The sequence below is a fragment of the Pandoraea sp. PE-S2R-1 genome, from assembly GCF_002179865.1.
Taxonomy (GTDB): domain Bacteria; phylum Pseudomonadota; class Gammaproteobacteria; order Burkholderiales; family Burkholderiaceae; genus Pandoraea.
The window spans coordinates 445,147-467,527 of sequence record NZ_NGUR01000015.1; the positions used below are offsets into that span (position 1 = coordinate 445,147).

The 22,381-nt window shown below is 62.2% G+C and carries 23 protein-coding genes; 14 read left to right on the forward strand and 9 right to left on the reverse strand.

The annotated features are described in order from the left end of the window. The first annotated feature begins 130 nt into the window (after positions 1-130). Positions 131-1,246, forward strand: a complete 1,116-nt coding sequence (locus CDV44_RS19415; RefSeq protein ID WP_087689771.1) for an ATP-binding protein — start codon at positions 131-133, stop codon at positions 1,244-1,246. Between the two features lie 27 nt (positions 1,247-1,273). Here CDV44_RS19415 and CDV44_RS19420 read toward each other — a convergent pair whose 3' ends face one another. Further along, a complete protein-coding gene (locus CDV44_RS19420; protein ID WP_249277628.1) occupies positions 1,274-2,068 on the reverse strand; it encodes an SDR family NAD(P)-dependent oxidoreductase in 795 nt (264 codons plus the stop codon). Between the two features lie 126 nt (positions 2,069-2,194). Between CDV44_RS19420 and CDV44_RS19425 the strand changes: the two genes are divergently transcribed. The 5 genes from CDV44_RS19425 to CDV44_RS19445 all read left to right on the forward strand — a co-directional run bounded on the left by CDV44_RS19425 (position 2,195) and on the right by CDV44_RS19445 (position 6,584). Next, positions 2,195-2,656 (forward strand): MarR family winged helix-turn-helix transcriptional regulator, encoded by a 462-nt coding sequence (locus CDV44_RS19425; RefSeq protein ID WP_087689775.1) that lies wholly within the window; start codon positions 2,195-2,197, stop codon positions 2,654-2,656. Positions 2,657-2,805: 149 nt separating this feature from the next. Then, positions 2,806-4,092: a serine hydrolase gene (locus tag CDV44_RS19430; protein ID WP_087689777.1), complete on the forward strand. Its 1,287-nt coding sequence runs from the start codon at positions 2,806-2,808 to the stop codon at positions 4,090-4,092. A 12-nt stretch (positions 4,093-4,104) separates the two neighbouring features. Continuing rightward, on the forward strand, positions 4,105-4,737 hold the full coding sequence (locus CDV44_RS19435) for a bifunctional 2-polyprenyl-6-hydroxyphenol methylase/3-demethylubiquinol 3-O-methyltransferase UbiG (protein ID WP_087689778.1): 633 nt from the start codon (positions 4,105-4,107) through the stop codon (positions 4,735-4,737). Positions 4,738-4,794: 57 nt separating this feature from the next. Further along, positions 4,795-5,574 carry a hypothetical protein gene (locus CDV44_RS19440; RefSeq protein WP_087689780.1) on the forward strand — a complete coding sequence of 260 codons (780 nt, stop codon included), beginning with the start codon at positions 4,795-4,797 and terminating at the stop codon, positions 5,572-5,574. Further along, entirely contained in the window at positions 5,571-6,584 is a 1,014-nt protein-coding gene (locus tag CDV44_RS19445; RefSeq protein WP_087689782.1) for a dienelactone hydrolase family protein, read from the forward strand. Before CDV44_RS19440 ends, CDV44_RS19445 begins: the two co-directional genes overlap by 4 nt. 34 nt (positions 6,585-6,618) lie before the next feature. On the opposite strand, the gene CDV44_RS19450 is transcribed toward CDV44_RS19445, so the two are convergent. Continuing rightward, positions 6,619-7,449 carry an oxidoreductase gene (locus CDV44_RS19450; protein ID WP_087689784.1) on the reverse strand — a complete coding sequence of 277 codons (831 nt, stop codon included), beginning with the start codon at positions 7,447-7,449 and terminating at the stop codon, positions 6,619-6,621. A gap of 94 nt (positions 7,450-7,543) precedes the next feature. On the opposite strand from CDV44_RS19450, the gene CDV44_RS19455 reads away from it, so the two are divergent. The 4 genes from CDV44_RS19455 (at position 7,544) to CDV44_RS19470 (ending at position 10,194) form a co-directional block, all read left to right on the forward strand. Then, positions 7,544-8,515: an AraC family transcriptional regulator gene (locus CDV44_RS19455; RefSeq protein ID WP_087689785.1), complete on the forward strand. Its 972-nt coding sequence runs from the start codon at positions 7,544-7,546 to the stop codon at positions 8,513-8,515. A gap of 95 nt (positions 8,516-8,610) precedes the next feature. Continuing rightward, positions 8,611-9,171: a helix-turn-helix domain-containing protein gene (locus tag CDV44_RS19460; RefSeq protein WP_087689787.1), complete on the forward strand. Its 561-nt coding sequence runs from the start codon at positions 8,611-8,613 to the stop codon at positions 9,169-9,171. Next, positions 9,168-9,590, forward strand: a complete 423-nt coding sequence (locus CDV44_RS19465; protein WP_087689789.1) for a VOC family protein — start codon at positions 9,168-9,170, stop codon at positions 9,588-9,590. Before CDV44_RS19460 ends, CDV44_RS19465 begins: the two co-directional genes overlap by 4 nt. A 43-nt stretch (positions 9,591-9,633) precedes the next feature. Then, positions 9,634-10,194, forward strand: a complete 561-nt coding sequence (locus tag CDV44_RS19470) for a sugar O-acetyltransferase (protein WP_087689791.1) — start codon at positions 9,634-9,636, stop codon at positions 10,192-10,194. A gap of 14 nt (positions 10,195-10,208) precedes the next feature. Here the strand turns inward: CDV44_RS19470 and chrA are convergent, their stop codons facing one another. The 5 genes from chrA to CDV44_RS19495 all read right to left on the reverse strand — a co-directional run bounded on the left by chrA (position 10,209) and on the right by CDV44_RS19495 (position 16,917). Next, positions 10,209-11,444: a chromate efflux transporter gene (gene chrA / locus CDV44_RS19475; RefSeq protein ID WP_087689793.1), complete on the reverse strand. Its 1,236-nt coding sequence runs from the start codon at positions 11,442-11,444 to the stop codon at positions 10,209-10,211. A gap of 143 nt (positions 11,445-11,587) precedes the next feature. Then, entirely contained in the window at positions 11,588-13,900 is a 2,313-nt protein-coding gene (locus CDV44_RS19480) for a patatin-like phospholipase family protein (RefSeq protein WP_087689795.1), read from the reverse strand. A gap of 117 nt (positions 13,901-14,017) precedes the next feature. Next, positions 14,018-14,719 (reverse strand): polysaccharide deacetylase family protein, encoded by a 702-nt coding sequence (locus CDV44_RS19485; protein ID WP_087689797.1) that lies wholly within the window; start codon positions 14,717-14,719, stop codon positions 14,018-14,020. Positions 14,720-14,746: 27 nt separating this feature from the next. Further along, the gene (locus tag CDV44_RS19490; protein WP_087689799.1) at positions 14,747-15,883 is read right to left on the reverse strand and encodes a glycosyltransferase; all 1,137 of its coding nucleotides are present in this window, start codon (positions 15,881-15,883) and stop codon (positions 14,747-14,749) included. Between the two features lie 155 nt (positions 15,884-16,038). Next, complete coding sequence (locus CDV44_RS19495) at positions 16,039-16,917, reverse strand: endo alpha-1,4 polygalactosaminidase (protein WP_087689801.1); 879 nt, start codon at positions 16,915-16,917, stop codon at positions 16,039-16,041. Positions 16,918-17,202: 285 nt separating this feature from the next. Between CDV44_RS19495 and CDV44_RS19500 the strand changes: the two genes are divergently transcribed. From CDV44_RS19500 to CDV44_RS19515, 4 genes are all read left to right on the forward strand, one after another. Then, positions 17,203-17,772, forward strand: a complete 570-nt coding sequence (locus CDV44_RS19500) for a TetR/AcrR family transcriptional regulator (protein WP_087689803.1) — start codon at positions 17,203-17,205, stop codon at positions 17,770-17,772. 141 nt (positions 17,773-17,913) lie between these two features. After that, a complete protein-coding gene (locus CDV44_RS19505) occupies positions 17,914-18,759 on the forward strand; it encodes an SDR family NAD(P)-dependent oxidoreductase (protein ID WP_087689805.1) in 846 nt (281 codons plus the stop codon). A gap of 20 nt (positions 18,760-18,779) precedes the next feature. Then, complete coding sequence (locus CDV44_RS19510) at positions 18,780-19,646, forward strand: SDR family NAD(P)-dependent oxidoreductase (RefSeq protein WP_087689807.1); 867 nt, start codon at positions 18,780-18,782, stop codon at positions 19,644-19,646. Between the two features lie 4 nt (positions 19,647-19,650). Further along, a complete protein-coding gene (locus CDV44_RS19515; RefSeq protein ID WP_087689809.1) occupies positions 19,651-20,322 on the forward strand; it encodes a semialdehyde dehydrogenase in 672 nt (223 codons plus the stop codon). A 122-nt stretch (positions 20,323-20,444) separates the two neighbouring features. On the opposite strand, the gene CDV44_RS19520 is transcribed toward CDV44_RS19515, so the two are convergent. Both CDV44_RS19520 and CDV44_RS19525 read right to left on the reverse strand, forming a co-directional pair. Then, positions 20,445-20,966, reverse strand: coding sequence for a single-stranded DNA-binding protein (locus CDV44_RS19520; protein ID WP_087689810.1), 522 nt, complete (start codon positions 20,964-20,966; stop codon positions 20,445-20,447). A gap of 30 nt (positions 20,967-20,996) precedes the next feature. Further along, complete coding sequence (locus CDV44_RS19525; RefSeq protein WP_058377185.1) at positions 20,997-22,160, reverse strand: MFS transporter; 1,164 nt, start codon at positions 22,158-22,160, stop codon at positions 20,997-20,999. Between the last annotated feature and the right edge of the window lie 221 nt (positions 22,161-22,381).

Below are 22,381 nucleotides of genomic sequence, written 5' to 3' on the forward strand. Positions count from 1 at the left end.
GCACGTATGAAAGCGCGCTGGCGTCGAGTTGTCCGACACGACACGGCAACGCACTCGATGACGCTAAACGACCCTCGAAGATCCTCGAAGACCCTCGAAGACATAACGCAACACCTCGCCGGGACAAACCATGCGTGGCCATCACTTCCAGCCTTACCGCTACTGCCGGCTCCGTTGGCAGCGCTTCCGGCGCTCATGGACCGACACCCGGGCCGACCGGCGCCCCAGTTGGTCGCGTCTCTACGTGCGCACCTACACTCGCCTGCTGTGGTTATGCCTGCTTGTGCTCGCCGTGCCAGCGGCGCTTCTGCTGATCAATTTGCCCGCTGAGTGGCTTCATGAGCACTTGCTGAGGGCGCGGTTCCTGCTGCCATTCGCCGTCTCCACGCTGGCGTTGCCCGCCATCGTCGCGTATCGCTGGATGCGCCCCGTCTGGGTCGATCTGGTGATGGTGCGCGAACGTGCCATCGACTTCAGCGGCGGACGGTTTCACACCCGGGCGCGCGAATCCTATAGCGTCATCATCGGGCCGCTCGCGCGAACGTTGAACGCGCTTGCCGAGCGCATGGAGAAGTTGATCGCCACGCAACGCGACCTGACCAACGGCATTTCTCACGAACTGCGCACACCATTGGCCCGGCTGCGCTTCGCACTGGAAATCTTGCGTGATCCATCGTCCCCCACGGATGCGTGTCAACAAGCGCTGGAGAGCATCGATCAGGATGTGACTGAACTCGACGAACTGATCGACATGAGCCTGACGTTCGCGCGTCTCGAATACAGCTCGCTTCAATCACACGTCGAAGCCACCTCGGTATCGAACTGGTTCACGGCGCAGGTACGCGACGCCACCTTGCTCTACGCCGATCGCGAGATCACGCTCGACACCGATTGGGACACCTCGCAGTTGGTGGTGATGGACAAGCGCCTGATGTCTTACGCGATGCGCAATCTGCTGCGCAATGCCAGCCGTTACACCACCTCGCGGATTGTCGTGGGGCTGCACTTGCGCCACGGCAATGTGGAAATCTATGTAGAAGACGACGGCCCCGGCATTCCGGAGAGCGAGCGCAAGCGAATCTTCGATGCCTTTGTTCGTCTGGATCGCAGAACGGGCGGCTATGGTCTTGGCCTCGCCATCACCGAACAAGTCTTGCGTGCTCACCACGGACGCGTTGTCGCGACCGATCCGGTCACGCTGGGCGGTGCCCGCTTCGAGATGAGTTGGCCGGCAGTGACGCGATAGCGCCGAAGCGCTTGAGACACAAACCTCTCACGACGCGCTAAATCCGCCGTCGGCCGCCAAGACGTGTCCGACGACAAACGAGGCCTCGTCCGACGCCAGCCACACGACCGCCTCGGCGACTTCCTCGGGCTGGCCCATCCGTCGCAGCGGCAGACCAGCGGCAACGGCCGACATATCGGCGATGCCGGACGCCAGCATCATGTCGGTCACGACACGTCCCGGCGCGACGGCGTTGATTCGAATGCCGCGAGGGGCGCATTCCATCGCGGCCGATCGCATCAATGAAATCACTGCCGCCTTGGACGCCGAGTAAAGCGCCAGCCCCGGATTGGGATTGCGCATGCCGCTGACCGAAGCGTTGATGACGATGCGACCGCCGCCCTGTTCTGCCATGACAGGCACTTGGTGCTTCAAGCACAAGAAAACCGAACGAACATTGGCATCGAACGCGCGCTCGTAGACTGCCGTGTCCTGCGCTTCGACCGGCGCACGGCGCTCCTGAAAACCCGCATTGTTGAACGCGACATCGAGACGGCCGAACTGGGCAAGCGTGGTCTGGACCAGATTCGCCACGTCCTCCTCGCGCGTCACGTCGGTTGGCACGTACAAGCCTTGCGCGCCCGCCGCACGGCATTCGGCAGCCACGGCTTCACCTTCGTGCGTACGACGCCCCGCAATCACCACAGCCTCCGCACCTTCACGCGCCATCAGGAGTGCCGTCGCGCGACCGATACCGCTGCCGCCTCCGGTTACCAGCCCCACGCGACCCGCCATACGGCCGCGGCGCGGCGTTGAATCTCCGGCTTGCGACGATGTTTCCATGGTGCCCCCTGAATGTTGCAACTTCTCACGCGAACCTTGTGGTGCCCATGGCGGAAATCGATGGCCGAAGACACAGATTAGTTGTATCGTACAACATTGTTTTCATAAATCAATCGAGAATCAAAAATGCCCGATGTCGACACCTCGCTGATCGATGCCATTCGAGCGGCATCACGAAAGATGGTGCGTGAGTTGGGATTCATGCGCACGACATTGGCCGGCACGGACTATTCACCGTCGGCCGTGCACGCAATTATGGAAATCGGCGCTCGTCAGTCGATGACCGCGGCGGAACTCGCGGAATTCCTCAATCTCGAAAAATCCAGCATCAGCCGGATGGTTCGCAAATTGATCGAAGCCGGGGAATTGAAGGAAGCCGTCAGTCGTGGCGATGCGCGTGCCAAGTTGCTGACATTGACGCCGCGTGGCAAGCGGACATTGGTGTCGATCAACGACTATGGCCGGCAGCAAGTCACCAGCGCGTTGACACAATTGACCGACGACCAGCAACAAGCCGTGGCTGCGGGATTGACCGCGTATGCCCGCGCGCTGGAGACGCATCGGGTTGGCGCGCCGGATAACGCGTGACGGCATTTCCCCGGAGCAAGGGCTCGAAGGCTTCGGTGGCATACTGACGGACAGATTCGGTGTCCGCTCACTCCTTGCCAAAGCTCAACTTGCCGATCAGAACAGCAACGCCATCCCGTCGTTCCATTACGGCCGTTATCGGCGCGTCGATGCTTTGCGCCGCGTTCGCGGTGCCGCTCGCACTGGCCAAGACCGACGCCCCCATGACCGCTGCCCAGTCCGACCCACGCACGCTCGGCTGGATGACCGGGTCGCCGCCGCCTGACGACAAGGCCATTCGTTTTACCGATGGCGATTACTTCACCTTTCCCAAGTCGCGCTGGACGGTCTGCCACTTCCGTGAACTCATGCCGACCGTCGGCGTGTCGCGCGGCCCCGGCGGCGCAGTGCCATTGGCTCGTAAAATCGACGCAGGCATCGATGCCGTCACTTTCACACCGATTGGCAGCGACGTGAAGATGAGCTGGCGGCAGGCGTTCGATGCCAACTACACGGATGGCGTCATCGTGCTGCACAAGGGCCGCGTGGTGTATGAGCGCTACGCCGGCTGCCTCGATGCCAACGGACAACACGGCGCGATGTCGGTAACGAAGTCGCTGACCGGATTGCTCGGCGAAATGCTCGTCGCTGAAGGCGTGATCGACGAGAACGCGCGCGTCGACACCATCGTCCCCGAACTGCGGCAAAGCGCCTTTGGCGACGCCACCGTTCGACAGGTCATGGACATGACGACCGGACTGCAATTCAGCGAGGACTATAGCGATCCCAATGCGGAAGTCTGGCGTCATGCCGATGCGGGAAGCCCGCTACCCAAACCGCGCGGTTACACCGGGCCGAGAACCTATTGGGAATACCTGCAAACCGTGCGCAAACAGGGCGAGCACGGCTCGGCCTTCGCTTACAAGACGGTCAACACCGACGCGCTGGGATGGATCATCGCCCGCAAGACCGGCAAGCCGGTTGCGCAGTTGTTATCCGAACGCATCTGGCAGCACATGGGTGCGGAACAAGACGCTTATTACACCGTCGACTCGCTCGGCACGCCCTTCGCGGGCGGTGGCTTCAACGCAGGGTTACGTGACATGGCGCGCATCGGTGAACTGATGCTGGAAGGCGGCACGATCAATGGCAAGCGGCTGGTGCCGAAGCAGGCCATCGATCACATTCGTGCCGGCGGCGACAAGGCCAAATTTGCGAAGGCCGGTTATGACCTGCTCAAAGGCTGGAGCTACAGCGGCATGTGGTGGGTATCGCACAACGCCCACGGCGCGTTCATGGCGCGCGGCGTCCACGGTCAGGCGATCTATGTCGATCCTGCCGCGCAGATGGTGATCGCACGCTTCAGCTCCCATCCGAGCGCCAGCAATTCAGCGAACGATCCCACGTCACTGCCCGCTTATCAGGCGGTGGCGGACTACTTGATGACTCACCCGTAACACGCTCACCCCATGACACCCACGCCCCCCAAACTCGACACCGTCAGTGCCGGTACGTTGCAGCACTACAACGCCAACGCGGAAGACTTCCGTGAAGGCACGCGCGACCACGACGTCTCGCAAAACATGTCGGCGTTGTTGCGTCATATCAATGGCACGCCGCCCTTCACGATTCTCGATTTCGGTTGCGGCCCCGGGCGCGATCTCAAGACCTTCACCGCAATGGGTCATCGTGCGATCGGGCTCGAAGGTGCCGAGCGCTTTGTGGCAATGGCGCGGGAGGACTCGGGCTGCGAAGTCTGGCAGCAGGATTTTCTCCAACTGGATTTGCCCGCGTCGCACTTTGACGGCATCTTCGCGAATGCGGTGCTGTTCCACGTCCCGAGTCAGGAATTGCCGCGCGTACTGCGAGAGTTGTACGCGACGCTGAAACCCGGTGGCGTGCTGTTCAGTTCCAATCCGCGAGGGACCAATCAGGAAGGCTGGCACCACGGGCGTTACGGCGCATTCCACGATCTGGAGACGTGGCGCCAGTATGTCGAGAGCGCCGGCTTTATCGAACTCGAACACTATTACCGCCCCACGGGTCTGCCGCGCGAGCAGCAGCCGTGGCTGGCCAGCGTGTGGCGCAAGCCGGTTGAGTGATGCACTCGGCTGCCCCTTCGTCGGGCTGACCCTATACTGGGGCACTTGGAGAATTCAATGGCTGATCACGACAAGCTGCATCCGTTACGTCCCTTCCTGAAGAACTGGGTTTGGGAGCATGGTCGAATCGGCACCCGCTATCTCGATTGCACCGACGGCGAAGTCAAGTTCGACGAGGGCAAGAAGTCGCACTTCGCATCCGAGGCCTACATCTACGTGCCGCTCGACAAGACGGTTGCCGACGATGCCACCGTCGAAGGGCCGCCGATTCAGGAAGCGGGACTCGCGCGGTTTCTGAAGGCGGCGCAGTTGGGGAAGCCGGAAGAGGCAGGCTCTGCGGCGGAAGTGCAGCGCGCCGTGGCGGATTGCCTCTCGCTCGGACTGTTCAGCGCCTATCAGAAGACCGCGCGCGAAGCCTTCATGCGGTATTCGGAAGAGGCGATGTTCGACGATGAAATCCGTGCGGCCATCGTCGAGGATATTCGCCGTGGCTACTCGGGCATGCGCGAGCAACTGGCGTTATACGACTTCACCGTGCTTTACGGCTTGCCCGCTTCCTTGCTCATCGGCGACGCACCGTTCATCGACTGGCGTCTCGCTATCAGCCCGGGCCTTCCGTTCGTGTCGCTGCCGCTCGGACCGCACTGCCTGCTCGTGGGCGCAGCATCGGGACGCAAGAGCAAGACAGCCCCCGTGGTCTGGAAAGCGGCGGCCGCGATGGGGCCGTTGAAAGACCACAATCGGCTCATCGTGGAGCAGGCCAGCTTGTGGCTGGTCGCGACGACGGACGACCCGCTCGTCGCCGCGCAGAGTCGCTTTGCGAAGGCAGAGGGATGATTCGTTTCGCCGCCGGGCGCCTTCTCTCGGGGCTCGCCGCCAGTGCGTTGGTGGCGTGCGCATCGACGGGTACCGGCGGCTCGGCCGTCACGACGTCGCTGGCTGACGGCCGCAACGGTGTCATCACCTTCGCGTCAGTGACGCCCCGCAGTACCGGTGATTTTCTCGCGAACTACACCGGCAACAGCAAAGCCATCATTGAAGGCACGCTGACGCTGCCGGAGAACGCACCGCCGGTCGTTCCCGCAGTGATCATCCTGCATGGCAGCAGCGGCGTGAATCCCGGGGAGCGCGTGTGGGCCGCACGAATGAATGCGTTGGGGTATGCCAGCTTCATCGTGGACAGCTTCACTGGACGCGGCATCCGAAACACCGAGAAGGATCAGACGCAGCTTTCGATGGCGGCCGATATTGCCGATGCTTATGCAGCCCTGCGCTTGCTGGCCACCGACCCGCGCATTGATAAGCATCGAATCGCCGTAATGGGATTTTCGCGGGGCGGGTTCGCATCGCTCTATTCCGCGCTCGCGCCGTTTCAACAGATTGCGGCGGATAACGATTTGCGTTTTGCCGCCCATGTGGCGTTCTATCCTTCCTGCGGTATTTCTTACGCATCGGCGCGGCTCGATGGCGCCCCTGTCATGATGCTGGTCGGCGGCAAGGACAATTACACGCCAGCCGCCCCCTGCGTGGCTTACGCAGACACGCTGCGCGCAAAGGGCGCGCAGGTGGTCGTTAAAGAATATCCGAACGCCTATCACGCGTTCGACCGGCCGACATCGATTCGCTCGGTACCGCTGGCGACAAGCGGGCGAGAATGCCGCGGTGTTTATGATCTCGACCGTCGCGCGCTCACGATGACTCGCGACGGCCAGTCCCTGACGGGCGCTGCCGCCACAGCGGAGTCGAAACGCTGTCTGACGCGCGGCGTCACAATGGGCGGCGATCCCCAAGGACAGGCAGAGTCGCCGGCTGACGTGGCGGCATTCCTGAAGACGGCGTTCCGCTGATCTGACCCGCAGCTCAAACGCAGCGGCGTCGCCATCAACCGTCCGTCGACACCGTCAGTGACTCCCACGCTTCGAGTTCTGCTCCCATGGCGGACAATTTGTCGCGCACGAGTTTGAGGGCATCGCTGCCGAGCAGCAGATGCGCAGGAGGATGTTCTGCTGCGATCGCAGCCAGCATCGCGCGCGCCGCTTTCGCGGGATCGCCGAGTTGTTTGCCGTTCTTCTCTTCGCGCGCCGCGCGCACCGGATTGAACACTCCGTCGTAGTCGGCAATCGAACGCGGCGTGCGCGTCATCGAGCGCCCTGCCCAATCGGTCCGGAACGAGCCGGGGGCCACCGCCGTTACCGCGATGCCGAAAGGTTTGACCTCTTTGCCGAGGCTTTCCGAAATCCCCTCCAGCGCAAATTTGCTGCCGCAGTAATACGCGATGCCCGGCATCGTGATGTAGCCGCCCATCGACGTGATGTTCAGAATATGACCCCGTCGGCGCGCACGCATGAATGGCAGCACCGCTTTCATCATGGCCACCGCGCCGAAAACATTCACATCGAATTGGCGACGCATTTCGGACAACGGCGACTCTTCCAGAATGCCTTCGTGGCCATAGCCCGCGTTGTTCACCAGCACGTCGATCGGCCCCACGCTCGCCTCGATCTCCGACACGACATCGTCGATGGAATCGAAATCGGTGACGTCCAGCACACGCCCGACGGCCGCCGCCGAGAGCGATTCGAAATCACGCTTTGCCTCCGCACTCCTCACCGTCCCCACTACCTTGTGCCCCACCGACAGTGCCTCTTGTGCGAGCGCGCGGCCGAAGCCGCTGCTGACGCCGGTGACGAGCAGAATCTTGTTCGATGCCATGGTTGCCTCTCTCAAACGTTGCATGGAGAATGCATACTAATCTCGGCGAACGATGTGATTAAGCTAGATTTCGCTAATATTCTTGCCTAAAACTATGAGCAAAAGCATTGCCGCCCGACGGCCTCCGGAAACGGCGTCGTCCACGCGAGCCCGCACGGTTGCCTTGCTGCGCACGTTGGCCCCCTCAGAGGGCTACAACCTGACGGCCTTGCCAAGCGTTCGCATCCTGCGCTCGGATCAGGCGCTGGCGCGCACGCCGGTGCTGTACGACCCCGGCATCGTGATCGTGTGTCAGGGGCGCAAGCGCGGGTATTTCGGCGATCAGTTGTACGTGTACGACGAGCACCACTATCTCGCCGTCTCGGTGCCCGTGCCTTTCACTATGGAAACCGACGCAACGCCCGAGCGGCCGCTGCTCGCGCTGTATCTGCATCTCGATTTTGCGTTGGCGGCCGAGTTGATGGCGCAGATTGAACGTGAGGGCATGACGGATCATGTCGATGCGCCGCAAAGCATGATGTCCACGCCGATGGACGACACCATGCAGGCGTCTGTGCTGCGCTTTCTCGAAGCCATGTCGCGACCGCTTGACGCCGCGATACTGGGCCCGGGGCTGCTGCGTGAAATCTACTTCCGGGTGCTGACCGGTGCGCAAGGCGGTGCGATGCGAGAGGCGTTGGCGATGCGTGGACAGTTCGGCAAGATCGGGCGATCGCTACGACTGATTCACGCTGGCTATGCCCAGCCGCTCGATGTGACACAACTGGCCGACGCTGCGGGTATGAGCGTGCCGAGCTTTCATAGCCATTTCAAGGCGATTACGCAGGTATCGCCCATGCAGTATGTGAAGTCGACACGCCTGCATCAGGCGAGATTGCTGATGGTGCGTCAGGGCATGAGCGCGGAGGTGGCGAGCCATGCCGTGGGCTACACCAGCGCCTCGCAATTCAGCCGCGAGTTCAAGCGGCTATTCGGTCTGACACCGGCGGCCGAGACGCGGCGGATGCGTGAAAGCTTCGCCATCCCGGCCGCCTTCGCCGGTGCGGCTTATGTGTCGTCGCACTGATGCTGCGAAGCAAAACGCGTCGAACGACTGACGGCGTTCACAGGCGCTCGCCTTGCGCCTAAACTACGCCAACGCTCTCTGCGCTCGTGGATCTCATGACCTCTCGAAAAAGCCACCGCCCCGGCTCGACTGACGCATCCGCCACGCCGGTAGAGGGTGCTTCGTCGCCGGTGCCGCAAGGCCTGCAAGATCCCGCGCTGCTGCGCCGCCTGCTGCGGGCCAAAGACCGCATGGATTCCGCGTCGCACGAAGCATGGCCGATCGAACGATTGGCGGCGGTCAGTGGGGCGTCTAAAGCCCATTTCGCCCGCGCCTTCAAACTTGCCTTCGGCCTTCCGCCGCATCGCTATCTGCTGACGCGGCGCATCGAGCAAGCCAATACCCTGCTACGCGACACCGAACTCAGCATCACCGACATCGCCTATGCAACGGGCTGGGAAAGCCTCGGCACGTTTGGCCGAATCTTTCGCGACATCACCGGCATGAGCCCGGGCGCCATGCGCAAGCAGGCACAGGCCAACACGCAGCCGCTGGAGCGTGTCCCCGCTTGCGTCCTGAAAGCCGCTCAGCGTCCCGATCTCAACATCGCAGTTTTGGAGAAGCGCCGCCAAACTGCCGACGGTAAAGTCGGCCCATCAACCAAGGAGGTCTCATGAACCAAGGCATCAGTGTGGTGGGCTTGTACGTCGACGATCAGGAGGAAGCGTTGGCGTTCTATGTCGGGAAACTCGGTTTTCGCGTGCACACGGACGTGCGCAATGGCGCTTACCGCTGGCTCACCGTCCAGCATCCGGAGCAGCCCTCGTTTCAGCTCGGCTTGTTCACGCCCGGCCCGCCCATCCATGACGAAGCGACCGCCCAAACGCTGCGGGCAATGGTCGCCAAGGGCGCCATGCCGCCGCTCGTCCTGCATGTGTCAGACTGCCGCGAGAGCTACACCCGGCTCAAGGCCAGTGGCGTCGAGTTCACGCAGGAGCCGGTCGAACGCTATGGCAGCGTCGATGCAGGGTTTCGTGACCCGGCGGGCAATGGCTGGAAGATGATTCAGGCGCCGCAAGGGCAACGCCAAGGCTAAAGCCAAGACGCGTCGCAAGCGGTTTCCCCAAGGAATTTGACGAATGCCCATCGACGACCGCACCAGAATTATCCGCGCCAAGACGGCGGAGTCCGCTGCCATGGTGGCGAACGTCAGGCGCGCCATGGCGATCACCGCCAAGCTCAACCGCCTGACGTTCGACGACGCGGATCAGGTGCGCGCGTTGTTCAGCGAACTCATCGGCAGGGAGATCGACGACAGCTTTCTGTTGATCCCCCCGTTCTACACGGCGGGGGGCAACGAAACCCGCGTCGGGCGCAATGTCTTCGTCAATCAAAACTGCACGTTCCACGATCTCGGTGGCCTCGACATCGGCGACGACGTCATGATCGGCCCGAACGTGAGCCTCATCACGACGAGCCATCCGCTCGATCCTGCGCAGCGCCGCTCGACCACCATCGGCAAGCCTATCGTGATCGGCAAGGGGGTATGGATTGCGACCGGCGCCATCGTCGTCGGCGGCGTGACTATCGGCGAAAACGCCGTGGTGGCGGCTGGCTCGGTGGTCACCAAGGATGTTCCCGCGAACTCGCTCGTCGGCGGCAATCCGGCGCGGGTGATCCGGTCGATTCACGACGATTAAATCCTTCGCCCGCGTCAGTGCAACGTCGCTTGGGCGATACCGGCGAGCGCACAAAACACAACCACAACCAGTGGTGGAAACTTCCAGCGCGCAAGCAGGAAAAAGCCGATGACAGCGACCGCAAAGTCTAGTGTGGAATGCACCGCACTTGTCCAGACCGGGGAATACAACGCGCTCGCCAGTAGCCCGACGACCGCCGCATTCACGCCGGCAAGAAGCGCCGTCGTCGATGAGCGGCCTCGCAGCACTTGCCAGTAGGGAAGCGCTGCGAGAACCAGCAGCACGCCGGGCAGGAAAATACCTACGGTGGCCAGCAATGCACCGGCCCAGTAATTCGGCGTTCCCGCCAACATCCACCCAAGAAACGCCGCGAACGAGAACAGCGGGCCGGGAACGGCCTGAGCGGCACCATAGCCGGCCAGAAAATCGTTGGACGAGATCCAGCCCGTCGCGACGGTTTGTTGTTGCAACAGAGGCAGCACCACGTGACCGCCGCCAAACACTAACGCCCCTGATCGATAGAAGGCGTCGAATACCTTGAGTGACTGCCCGGCATAGGACCCCGCTAACGCCGGGAGCCCGAACAACAGGGCAAAGAAGCAGATCAATGCCACGACGCCTGCCGCGCGTGAAACACCAAACACGTGGGGCCGCACCGATGGTCCATGCAAATCTGAAGATGACGCCGTCTTGCAGAACACGAGTCCCAGCACTGCACCCAGTGCGATAACGATGAGTTGCGCGTAAACGGTCGTCAGCACGCTGAGCGCTGCCACGGTGACGAGTGCGATGGCGGCACGGCGATGATCCGGGCATAGCCGCCTCGCCATATCCCAAACGGCTTGCGCGACGACAGCGACGGCAACGAGCTTCAACCCATGAATCAACCCGCTGCCGGCCGGGCCGCCAAGGTCGGGGGCAACGGCAGCAAAGGCGAGCAGCAGCAGAACGGACGGCAACGTGAAGCCAAGCCACGCCGCGAGCCCGCCAAGCCAACCTGCGCGCAGCAAGCCAATAGAAAAGCCGAGTTGACTGCTCGCCGGCCCCGGCAGGAACTGACACAGCCCCAGCAGGTCGGTAAAAGTCCCGTCGTCGAGCCAGCGCCTGCGCTCGACAAACTCCCGGCGGAAATACCCCAGATGCGCGATGGGGCCGCCGAAAGACGTCAGCCCCAGCTTGAGAAACACCCCAAGAACCTCGAACGCTGACCCCACCCGATTCGAATGCGTCGATGAAGTACCCGTTTCCATGAACTGTCGATTTCCCGATATCGGCCGCGCATTCCACCCGCGCGAATAACCTGCCAAGCTGTGACGCCACGAACGCTGACGTCATGAACGCTCAATGATGACGCGAGTTTGCAACAGCGCCGTGTCCATCGCACCGGACTCGCTCAATACGTCCGTCCCAATTGGAAGTAGAAGTTGTTGCGTCCGCCCGGCGCGAACGCGACACCAAGGTAGATCGGGCCGAATGACGTCGTCAGCGCCGTGAATGCCGTAATGCTCCTGCGTAGCGTACCGCTGCCGAAACTGGCGTCGCCACCCCACACATTGCCCGCTTCCAGACTCAGCCCCACGAACAGCCGCCGGATCGGCGACGCCGAGAATGTCGCGAGCTGGTTCATGTACGTCACCTGACTGTAGAACATCGAATTCCCTGCCAACTGGTCGGCCGCATAAGCCGACAGATGCTGGAAGCCGCCCAACGTGAAGCCGAACGGATTGGTCGGGTTCACGCCGCCGAAGTTATTGCCCGCCTCCACGCTGGCGTTGACGCTGTGCCGCCCATAACTCGCCGCCACCAGCGTCTTCCCGTACACCTCGGTGTAGCTGTCGTCGCCAGCGAACAACGAGCGCTCGGCACGCAATTCCACGAAGTAGCCCTTACGGACAAATTGCGGATCGTCCAACTGATCGATCACCAGCCGCGCACGCGCGCTCAACTGCCGGCCGTAGATATCCGGGAACAGCAGTTGACGCGGTGCCCCGTCGTCCTCGATGGGCAGGTTGTACTGGGGTGAGGCACTGCCATGGGCATAGGCAATACCAAGGCGGAAGTCGCCAAAATGCGACAACGGGAAACCGAAATCGACGCCGGCGCGCTCGGTGGTCAGACGGTATCGCGTGAGCTTGATATCGCCCGATTCGTCGTAGACGTTCGCGTGCCGTCGTTGCAGATCGACATAGGGTGCGATGTACGGTCCCCACGCATTGGCGAGCGGCTGGCGAAGCTCCATGTGCAGATCGGCCTGATCGCTGCCGAGCGTTGCGTCCACGCGTGCTTCAAGGCCACTGTCGGTCAGCCACGGACGACGATAGCCGACGTGCATCCGGAAGTTGCCCTCTTCCTTGGTCGTCGCCGAGAGCCCGAGTCCGAACAGCAGGAAGTTCGGCCCCCAGCGCTTCTCCTGCGCGGTGATGACCAGCTTGTGCTCGCCGTTGTCGTCGACGATCTGCTGCGTCACCGTTTCGAAGTCGTCCTCATTGGTCAGTGCTTGCAGATCCTTGTTGATGCGCGCCGGGTCGTAGATATCCCCCTCTTTGACATGAATCGCCGCCCGAATCTTCGACGGCGGCACGACCCCGCGCGACTGGATTTCGATCTTTGCAATGCGCACGGTCTGCGGGGCGGGCGTTTCATGGCGCCCCCGCCACGCGGCATAGTCAGCGGGTGACAACGCGAGCTGCTTCAATTGCGGAAGCGCGGCACGCGTGGCGGCTTCGCCCGCGTCGATGGCGCGGGCGGCATCCTGAAAATCGGTGAAGGTGAGCCGGCCCAGATCCGGTTGAATCAGCACGTCGCCCTTGTGCAACTGGTCGCGCTGCCGGGCCACGTTCTGGCGAATCAGAATGCCGATCATCTGCTGCATCACATCGGCCGGTGACGACAGCGCGTCGAGCGGGCGCAGCGGCGAACCGATATCGACGGCGATCACGATATCCGCGCCCATCTCCCGCACGGTCTCGATCGGCAGATTGCTGGTAATGCCCCCGTCGATCAGCGTCCGGCCATCGACATCGGTCGGCGAAAACAGCCCCGGCAACGCCATGCTGGCGCGAATGGCCTGCGGCAGCGACCCGTGATCGAGTACCACCATCTGCCCGGTGCGCAGGTCGGTGGCAATCGCGCGAAACGGAATGGGCAGGCTGTCGAACGTGACCTTGCCCGTGATGGTCGGCGTCCATTCCTGTAACAAGGCTTGCAGGCGATTGCCATGCACCAGCCCCGCTGGCAACTGAAAACCATTGCTGCCGTAGCCCAGCGAGAAGCTGTCGACGTAATAGCGCTCGTCTTCGCGCAAGGACTGCGGCAGATCGCTGCGGTCGACGACGTCGAACGCCACATCGGCCAGATTCACGTTCTCGAGCCGGTGACGCATGTCCTTCGTGTCCAGCCCGCTCGCGTACAGGCCGCCCACGACCGCCCCCATGCTGGCCGCCGCGATGCAGTCGACCGGGATGTGGTTCTGTTCAAGCACCTCCAGCACGCCGAGATGGGCATAGCCTCTGGCGCCGCCACCCGACAGGACCAGCCCGATGGATGGGCGGCTGGTGTCGCCACCTTCGGCGCGGCAGGCTTTGGCCTCGGCCGTCCGGGGCAACACGAGCGAGACGGAGGCAATTGCGATGGCGGCCAGCAAACCGGCGCCGATACGACCGATCCTGCCGCTATCGTGTCGGGAAGGTGTGCTGTGACGGCTCATCGATGACAAGGTTTCCTGAAAACCGCAAGGTTACCCTGTTCCCCTTCCACCGAAGGGTCGATGAAACGTCAGATATCCTGTGAATTCCCTTCCGCTGCTCGCGGGGCTGCTGGAGTGTTAGCTGGTCAGGCACTTGTAGAGCAGCCGGTACGGCCCCACGCCGCCAGCCACGCCAATGCGGGCAAGCATGAACGGATCGTCGTCCGGTGCCGCCCGCCCTCGCCGCGTGGTGGTGGCGTTGCCGTAACCCGCCCGTTCCACCAGATCGCGCACCTGACGATTCACATTACCGTAGGGGTAGCAGAACGACTCCACGCGCGCGTTGCAGATGTCTTCCAACTGGCGCTTGGCCGTGACGATCTGCTGCGTGGCCTCCTGCACGGAGACATCCGGCAGCGAGACGTGATCCACCGTGTGCGAACCCACTTCGTGACCGTGCCGCATCCACGTGAGCAATTCTTTCCGGTACATCAGCCGCGTGCGCTCGGTCGCGAGGTGAGCGTCCCAATCGTTCTCACCGCCCAGACGGCCGGCGACGAAGTAGCACGTTGCCGTGAAGCCGAGTTCGTTCAGCACCGGCATGGCGTTGGTCAACACATTGCTGAATCCGTCGTCGAACGTGATGCCGAATACACGGCGCCGGGGCTCACCTCGCGCATCCCACACGCCGCTCATGTGTTGCTGCAACTCGCGCATGCTCAGCCCTTGATAGCCGAGTCGCTTGAGCAACGTCATCTGACGGCGGAACATGCCCGGGTCGACGCTGAGACCCCGCAACGGGTCCGTCGGTGCCGGCAAAGGCCGGATCTGGTGGTACATCAGGATCGGAACTGACACGCCGCGCCCTCAGGCCAGTTGCTTCGACGCAATGAGCTGGACGGACATCGCATCCATGTACACGCCTTGCGTGGCCGCGACAAAGCTCTCGAAGCAGAACTCCGAGCGTGCCTTCATGGCCGCCATGTGCCCCATCAACCGCACGCGCCCCGGGTCGGCCACGATGTCTCGAAGCACCTGTGCGATGGCGCTGGCATTGCGCGGCGGGACGATCCAGCCATCGACGCCGTTCGAGACGTTCTCAGGCAAGCCGCCCACGTTCGACACGAGCATCGGGCAGCCCATCGCCATGGCCTCGCGGCAGGCGTACGACAGGCTCTCGTAGTACGACAGGACGAACGACACATCGGTCACGGCCAACAGGTCCTGCACGCTATCGAGCGAGCCGGTAAATACGATCTGCTGGTCCAGTCCGCAACGCGCCACCATGGCGCGCTGCGCCGCACTCGGATCGGTACCCGCCAGCCAGATGCGAAAGCGGCTGCGCAGATCGACCGGCAGCAGCATGAGCGCCGCCACCAGATCGGCCCATCCCTTCGATTCGCCAGTACCGGCCGCACTGCCGAGGATGATGGCGTCGGATGAATCCACCCCGAGCAATGCGGATCGGCGCGTACGAATCTCGTCCCAGTTCAGGGCTTCATGACCGATGGCACGCACGCCGTGCTTGATGACGACGACGTTCTTGTAGGGCGATTTACGCGCCAGCATCTCGCTCACGTGGTCGCTGACGGCAATCGTGAGACGAGTGGCAAACTTCGCGCGAAACCAGTTGCCCAGCGAGGTCGCGGCGTAGGTGTTGTGTTTCGTGAAGACGACTTCCGGCCGGTTGCGCATGCCGACGAGCGCCAGCATGACTTGCCGGTGATCGGCCGATCCGTTCACATGGATGATGTCGAATCGCCGGGTTTCGATCAGTTTTCGCAGCTTCAGGGTTTCGCGCAGCATCATGTGCCAGCGCAGCTTGAAGTGAATTTCGACCGTCTCGACACCGGGGGTGTCCTTGAATTTTGTCGCCAGATGGCTGCCGGGCGGCGACGCGACCGTCACCTGATGGGTCCGGCTCATCGCAACGGCGAGGTCGCGAATGTAGGTATCCTGGCCGCCGCCGCTGCCGACGTGGAAGTTGGTGTAGAGAATCTTCATCGGGTTTGGCGCTGACGCGACTGCGAGGTAATGTCATCGCAAATGTTACGTAGCCCGATGTCGGGATAGTGTGGAGTCCTGATGAGAATTATTTTTGTTTGTCGACGCGGCGACATGACTTAACTTTCGGCGCATTTCAGCGCCGTATGCTCCCGTCAATCGCAACTGAATCTGAAGCTGTCGTCCAGCTCGCGCGGCAGCACCAGTGTGCGCAGATTCGCCGCCAGGGCCGCAGCACACAACTCACGACGGCCCGCCTCGGTGCGATAGCTCGCGCGATACTCCGCATTCAGGACCGGCTTGTTCTTTGACGTGAAGGCGCGATAGCCACGGCATTCGTTCTGTTCGTGACACTCCTCGTTCACCGCGAAGTCGAACAGCGGTTCGAGCGCCGCCAACTGATTGACGTCGTTCTTCAAGCCGATGGCCAGATTGCGTGCGTGCGCTTCGCGGGCGAGAAAGCCGTTGAAGGCGAGCTGATCCTGCGCGGAGAGCGGAAAACCCGTGTCGTTGGCGTAACCGTCAACGTTATCGGGCTCTACGCCATCGCAACCTTTTGCCACGGCGCGGTCGAGGCGTTGCTTCATGATCGACCGGACGTTGTCGGATCTCACATCGAGCCAATTTTCTCCCTCCCAGCCGCGCATCGCCCGGCCCTTCTCCCACGCTTTGAACTGACTGAAATCGGTGCGCCAGTTTTCAGAACTACCCGCCGAGAAGTAACAAACGACCTTGCGGCCGTCGCGCTTGAGTTGGGCGATGACGCCCGGGTCGGTATCGAACAGGTCGATGTCGTAGACATCCACGTTGTAGGTCGTGTTGACCTTCCCCCGGAGTTGCCACTGCCACGTGTCGGTCACTGACGGCTGCCATCGCGCCGCAGGCGTGCCGCCCGCCCGGATGGCGGCTTCGTTCGACGCGAGAATCTGCCCGCCGCGTGCGGCGGACAGCTCCAGTGCGCTTGCCTGCAACGAGATCGCCGCAACGATCGCGGCAAGAAGACCGAACCCCACACGTGCGCCAATCGTCGCCATCGTTACTCCACCAGATATCCAAAGCCTGACTTGTTGGCGCGCTTCGCCATGGAATGATCACCCGCGCCCGTGCCTTCCTTCATCGACGCCGAGAGGTTATGCCCACACCTCGGGCAAGACAATTGACGCGCCGTCGGCTTTTGTCGCGTTTTGTCGCGGAGGCTCGCGTTTCATCGCTTCCACGGCGTGCAGCGGGTGGTTTGGCCAGTGATGAGCCGGTGATTTGCATTTCACCGCAAGTTACGTATAATTGAGCGCGCACTCACTCTATTTAATGCAATCACCATGGCTCGCCCGTTAAGCCCCGAGAAACGTAACGCCCTGCTTCATTCGGCAACGCTCGCCGTTGCCGAACACGGCGTTATGGCGACTACGTCGGCGATTGCGAAGGGTGCGGGTGTCGCCGAAGGCACGTTGTTCACCTATTTCGAGAGCAAGGAAGTCCTGTTCCGGGAGCTGTATCTGCAACTCAAGCAGGATCTCGCGCGGGCTTTGATGCCGGATTACCCCCATGCGGCGGCCTACCAGCAGCGCATGGCGCATGTTTTCGATCGCTATGTCAGTTGGGGGCTTGCCAATCCGGCCGGGCGGTACGCCGTCGCACGTCTGTCGGCATCGGGCGTCATCCCGCAAGCGACCCGGCTTCAGGGCATGGAGCCGTTTCTTGCCGTCGCGCAAATGATGGAAGACGGCGTACGGGAAGGCCTTCTGGTCGATGCGCCGATTTCGTTTCTCTCGTCGGTGATCGAGCACATTGCCGATACCACCATCGAGCACGTGAATCAGCAGCCAGAGGCTGGCGCGCAGTACCGGCAGTTGGGATTGCGCATGTTGTGGCGTGCCATCACGTTGTAAGCCGTAAGTTTTAGCCGTTAGATTCAGCCGTTCGTCCACGTCGTTTCAGTGAAGTCAGTTCGTTTCAGGCAGTTGTGCTTTCACAGTTTTGTCATTTAATTGAGTGCGTACGCACGCATTTATATCAAGGAGTCTTACGCCATGTCTCAACAACAATGGTTCATCACCGGTGCCTCGGGTGGCTTGGGTCTCGCCCTCACGGAAGCCGTGCTCGCGAAAGGCCACCGTGTCGTGGCCGCCGTGCGGCGCCCCGACGCCATGCAGTCGCTGGCCGCAAAGTATCCCGGTCTGCTGAGCGTCGAAGCGCTCGACGTCACCGACGTTGCGCAAGTGAAGGCCGTCGCCGCGCGTCACACCGACATCGATGTGCTGGTGAACAACGCGGGCGGCGCCGTCATCGGTGCAATGGAAGAGATGAGTCAGTCGGATATCGACCATCAGCTCACGTTGAATCTGATCGCGCCAATTCACGTGACCCGCGCTTTCCTTCCCGCGTTGCGCGCCAAGCAGCGCGGTACGCTGATCTACGTCACCAGTGTCGGCGGCCGCGCCTCGTTCCCGAGCGGCTCGATGTATCACGCCGCGAAATTCGGCCTCGAAGGCTTCGCCGAATCCGTGAGTCAGGAAGTCGCCGAGTTCGGCATCAAGACGGTCTTGATCGAACCCGGCTCGATCAAGACCGATTTCGTCGCGAACATTCGCTGGACGGACGCCCTGCCCGATTATCAGAACAGCGTCGTCGGCAAGCTGCGCCAGCAAATCAAGGAAGTCGGCGACGAGCAGGCGTCGGGCGATCCGGCAAAGATGGCAGCAGCGATTTACGACGTCAGCCAGATGGCAACGCCGCCGTTGCGTACTGTGCTGGGTGGCGACGCCTATGCCGTGCTTGAAGCGAGCTACACGCGCAGTCTTGCGGCGCTGCAAGCCCAGAAGGCACTCGCTGAATCCGTCATGTTCGCCGGCAAAACCGGTTTCAATCCGCAGTAAATCTGGAAGGGGTCACTATCATGTCCAAGGTCTGGTTGATTACCGGCGCAGCGCGCGGGTTAGGTCGTTCGATTCTCGAAGCGGCACTCGAAGCTGGCAGCAAGGTGTTGGCGACGGCACGCAATCCGGCGCAGCTTGCCGAGTTGAAGACGCAGTACAGCGCGTACGGCGACAAGCTCGCGACGTTTTCACTCGACGTGACGAATGGCGCACAGGCGAGCGACGCTGTGGCGGAAGCCGTACGCCGTTTCGGTCGGCTCGACGTACTCGTCAACAATGCGGGTTACGGTCATATCGAGCCGTTCGAGTACACGGCAGATGACGACTTTCGTGCGCAGATCGAGACCAATTTCTTTGGTGTCGTAAATCTCACGCGCGCGGCGATTCCCGTCATGCGAAGCCAGGGCGGTGGTTACATTTTTCAAGTATCGTCGGTGGGTGGTCGTATTAGCACGCCGGGGCTTGCAGCCTATCAGGCCGCCAAATGGGCCGTCGGTGGATTCAGCGATGTCGTGGGCAAAGAAGTCGCCCCGTTCGGCATTCAGCTCTGCACGTTGGAACCCGGTGGGATGCGCACCGGCTGGGGCCACGAGGCGCGCGAAACGTTGCACGATCTGCCTGCGGATTACCAAGCGTCGATGGGTGAGTTCAAGGCGTTGATCGATGCTTATGTCGGGCACGAAGTCGGTGACCCGCAGCGCATTGCGAAACTGATTGCGCAACTCGCCACGCGCGCGAGCCTGCCGGCGCGTCTGGTATTGGGTTCAGATGCCTGGCAAGTGCTTGAAGCCGAGGAGCAGGCGCGTCACGCGTCGATGCAAATCTGGAAACCCGTCACGCTGGCCGCCGATTTCGATTCGGCTGCCCCGGTGTGGCCTACGGAGTAACGTCATGCGAATTGTCCTGTTCGGCGCGAGTGGCATGGTCGGCCAAGGCGCATTGCTCGCCTGCCTGAAGGCCTCGGATGTCACCGAGATCATCGTCGTCGGCAGGCAGGCGCTGCGGGGCCACGACGATCCGCGCATCAAGGTCGTCGTGGTGCCCGATCTGAAGACCTTCGACGCGAGCGATGCCGTATTTGCGAACGTGGATGCGTGCTTCTTCTGCATCGGCGTCACGTCGTTTCGGATGGCAGAAGCGGACTATCGCGTCGTGACGTACGACCTGACGCTGCACATCGCTCAGCAATTGGTCGCCCGCAGCCCGGGCATGGCGATGGTGTATGTGTCCGGCGCGGGGGCCGACAGCAGCGAGCGCGGCAAGACGATGTGGGCACGTGTGCGAGGGCAAACGGAAAACGCGTTGCCGCGTCTGCCCTTCGGCCGGGTGGCGATATTCCGCCCGGCGGCCATCGTCCCCGAAGATGGCATCCAGTCGCGCACCACCAGCTATCGATGGCTGTATCTCGTGCTCAAACCGGTGCTGGCGCTGGTGCGCAGCGTCTCGCCGTCGAGTGTATTGACCACCCGCGTGATGGGCGACGCCATGCTGAACGTCGTTCGGCGCGGCGCCCCGGCAGCCATTCTTGCGCCGGTGGATATCTATCGGTTGTCCATCGCATGACGTTGCGCCGCTCACTCATCTGTCAGGGCGACTGAAAAACAAAAACCCCGAGAGCGTAAAGCCTTCGGGGTTTTGTTCAAGCGTACTACGTGGGTAAGCTTTAGGTCAGCTTCAGGTTAGCTTCAGAACGGGATATCGTCGTCCATGTCGTCGAAGCCGCCCGACTGCTTGGCCGGGGCTTGTTGGCGAGCACCGCCGCCGCCACCGCCTGCACCGCCGCCGCGCGAATAACCACCGCCACCGCCGCCGCCTTCGTCGCCACCGCCACGCGAATAGCCACCGCCACCGCCGCCACCACCGCCCTCACCACCGCGGCCACCCAGCATTTGCATCTGGTCAGCCACGATATCCGTGCTGTAACGGTCAGTGCCGTCCTGCGCTTGGTACTTGCGCGTGCGGATCTTGCCCTCGATGTACACCGACGAGCCCTTCTTCAGGTACTCATTGACGATTTCCGCCAGACGGCCGAAGAACGACACGCGATGCCATTCGGTCATCTCCTTGAATTCGCCAGACTGCTTGTCCTTATAGCGGTCGGTCGTCGCAAGACGAATGTTCGCTACAGCATCGCCGCTAGGCAGGTAGCGGACTTCGGGATCGGCGCCCAGATTGCCGACCAGGATGACTTTGTTGACTGATGCCATGAAACTTTCTCCGGAATTGCTGAAATCCGCTCAGGATTGACGAGGCGCAGGAGGCCTCATCGGTGCGGCGATTATAAGCCACACGAAAGCGCCCGCTGCACAAGTCAGGAATATTGCGTTCTGACCGTAGTGGGTCATAAGAAAACCCCCTAGTGCGCCGCCACAGAACAGACCCAGCGCCTGCGTCGTATTGTAGACGCCCACCGCCGCGCCCTTGCGCTGCCCCGGCGCAAGCTTCGACACCAGCGACGGCTGCGAGGCTTCCAGCACATTGAATCCAAGGAAATAAACGAACAGCACGACCGCTATCACGGCCACCGTCGGCGGCAATCCGCCCAGCGCCAATTGCGCAATCGCGACCAGCGCAATCGCGGAGAGCAGCACCATCTTCATCTTGCCGCGCTTTTCCGCCGCAATGATCGCCGGCACCATCGCCACGAACGACAGCCCCATCACCGGCAGATAAATCTCCCAATGCTGCGCGACCGGCAGGCCTGCCGCCACCAGCATGCGCGGCATCGCCACGAACAGCGCCGTCTGCGTCGCGTGCAACACGAAAACGCCGAAGTTCAGGCGCAGCAGTTCAGGGTTGTGCAGTACTTCGGAAAACGGCGCAGGGCCGGCCTTGGCGTGCACCGGCGGCGTGGGCACCACCCACAGCACGACGAAGATCGCGACCACCGCCAGAATGCCGATGGCGGAGAACAAGCCGCTCATGCCCAGCCAGTGATACAGGAACGGAGCGCACACGATGGCCACGGCGAACGACACGCCGATGCTGCCGCCGATCATCGCCATCGCCTTGGTCCGGTTGGCGTCGCTCGTCAGGTCGGCCACGCAGGCCATCACGGCTGACGAAATCGCCCCGGCCCCCTGAATGGCCCGTCCGACGATGATCCACGTCAGGTCGTGCGCCATGGCGGCAATCAGCGAGCCAATCGCAAACACGATCAGGCCGAAAATGATGACCGGCTTGCGCCCGATCCGGTCAGACGCCCAGCCGTAAGGGATGTACAGCAGCGACTGCGTCAGGCCGTAGATGCCGATGGCCAGCCCGACGAGAAAGGTGTTGTTGCCGCCGGGAATCGTCTGCGCAAAGACAGAGAACACCGGCATGATCAGGAACAGGCCAAGCATGCGCAGCGCGAAAATGCTCGCCAGCGAGGCACTCGCGCGCACTTCTAGCGGAGTCATGCGGCCACCACGGCCGCTCGTCGTGGCAGGGGATGCGGAAGTCACGGAATCGGTAGACATTACGTCCTGAGAGATGAAAAAGCTCGTCCAGCCTCGGGTTGATCTGATGGATTGCCTGCTCGACTGCTCGATCACGGCGCCGCGAAACCACCCGTGCAAGGCCCTCTCGGGGGCCATCTGCCCGATGTCGGGCGGTATGTCGCACGGTATGTCGCGCTGCT

Coding starts and splice junctions, on each gene's coding strand:
- CDV44_RS19415 (WP_087689771.1), top strand. CDS start 131: ATGCGTGGCCATCACTTCCAGCCTTACCGCTACTGCCGGCTCCGTTGG.
- CDV44_RS19420 (WP_249277628.1), bottom strand. CDS start 2,068: ATGGAAACATCGTCGCAAGCCGGAGATTCAACGCCGCGCCGCGGCCGT.
- CDV44_RS19425 (WP_087689775.1), top strand. CDS start 2,195: ATGCCCGATGTCGACACCTCGCTGATCGATGCCATTCGAGCGGCATCA.
- CDV44_RS19430 (WP_087689777.1), top strand. CDS start 2,806: ATGCTTTGCGCCGCGTTCGCGGTGCCGCTCGCACTGGCCAAGACCGAC.
- CDV44_RS19435 (WP_087689778.1), top strand. CDS start 4,105: ATGACACCCACGCCCCCCAAACTCGACACCGTCAGTGCCGGTACGTTG.
- CDV44_RS19440 (WP_087689780.1), top strand. CDS start 4,795: ATGGCTGATCACGACAAGCTGCATCCGTTACGTCCCTTCCTGAAGAAC.
- CDV44_RS19445 (WP_087689782.1), top strand. CDS start 5,571: ATGATTCGTTTCGCCGCCGGGCGCCTTCTCTCGGGGCTCGCCGCCAGT.
- CDV44_RS19450 (WP_087689784.1), bottom strand. CDS start 7,449: ATGGCATCGAACAAGATTCTGCTCGTCACCGGCGTCAGCAGCGGCTTC.
- CDV44_RS19455 (WP_087689785.1), top strand. CDS start 7,544: ATGAGCAAAAGCATTGCCGCCCGACGGCCTCCGGAAACGGCGTCGTCC.
- CDV44_RS19460 (WP_087689787.1), top strand. CDS start 8,611: ATGACCTCTCGAAAAAGCCACCGCCCCGGCTCGACTGACGCATCCGCC.
- CDV44_RS19465 (WP_087689789.1), top strand. CDS start 9,168: ATGAACCAAGGCATCAGTGTGGTGGGCTTGTACGTCGACGATCAGGAG.
- CDV44_RS19470 (WP_087689791.1), top strand. CDS start 9,634: ATGCCCATCGACGACCGCACCAGAATTATCCGCGCCAAGACGGCGGAG.
- chrA (WP_087689793.1), bottom strand. CDS start 11,444: ATGGAAACGGGTACTTCATCGACGCATTCGAATCGGGTGGGGTCAGCG.
- CDV44_RS19480 (WP_087689795.1), bottom strand. CDS start 13,900: ATGAGCCGTCACAGCACACCTTCCCGACACGATAGCGGCAGGATCGGT.
- CDV44_RS19485 (WP_087689797.1), bottom strand. CDS start 14,719: ATGTACCACCAGATCCGGCCTTTGCCGGCACCGACGGACCCGTTGCGG.
- CDV44_RS19490 (WP_087689799.1), bottom strand. CDS start 15,883: ATGAAGATTCTCTACACCAACTTCCACGTCGGCAGCGGCGGCGGCCAG.
- CDV44_RS19495 (WP_087689801.1), bottom strand. CDS start 16,917: ATGGCGACGATTGGCGCACGTGTGGGGTTCGGTCTTCTTGCCGCGATC.
- CDV44_RS19500 (WP_087689803.1), top strand. CDS start 17,203: ATGGCTCGCCCGTTAAGCCCCGAGAAACGTAACGCCCTGCTTCATTCG.
- CDV44_RS19505 (WP_087689805.1), top strand. CDS start 17,914: ATGTCTCAACAACAATGGTTCATCACCGGTGCCTCGGGTGGCTTGGGT.
- CDV44_RS19510 (WP_087689807.1), top strand. CDS start 18,780: ATGTCCAAGGTCTGGTTGATTACCGGCGCAGCGCGCGGGTTAGGTCGT.
- CDV44_RS19515 (WP_087689809.1), top strand. CDS start 19,651: ATGCGAATTGTCCTGTTCGGCGCGAGTGGCATGGTCGGCCAAGGCGCA.
- CDV44_RS19520 (WP_087689810.1), bottom strand. CDS start 20,966: ATGGCATCAGTCAACAAAGTCATCCTGGTCGGCAATCTGGGCGCCGAT.
- CDV44_RS19525 (WP_058377185.1), bottom strand. CDS start 22,160: ATGACTCCGCTAGAAGTGCGCGCGAGTGCCTCGCTGGCGAGCATTTTC.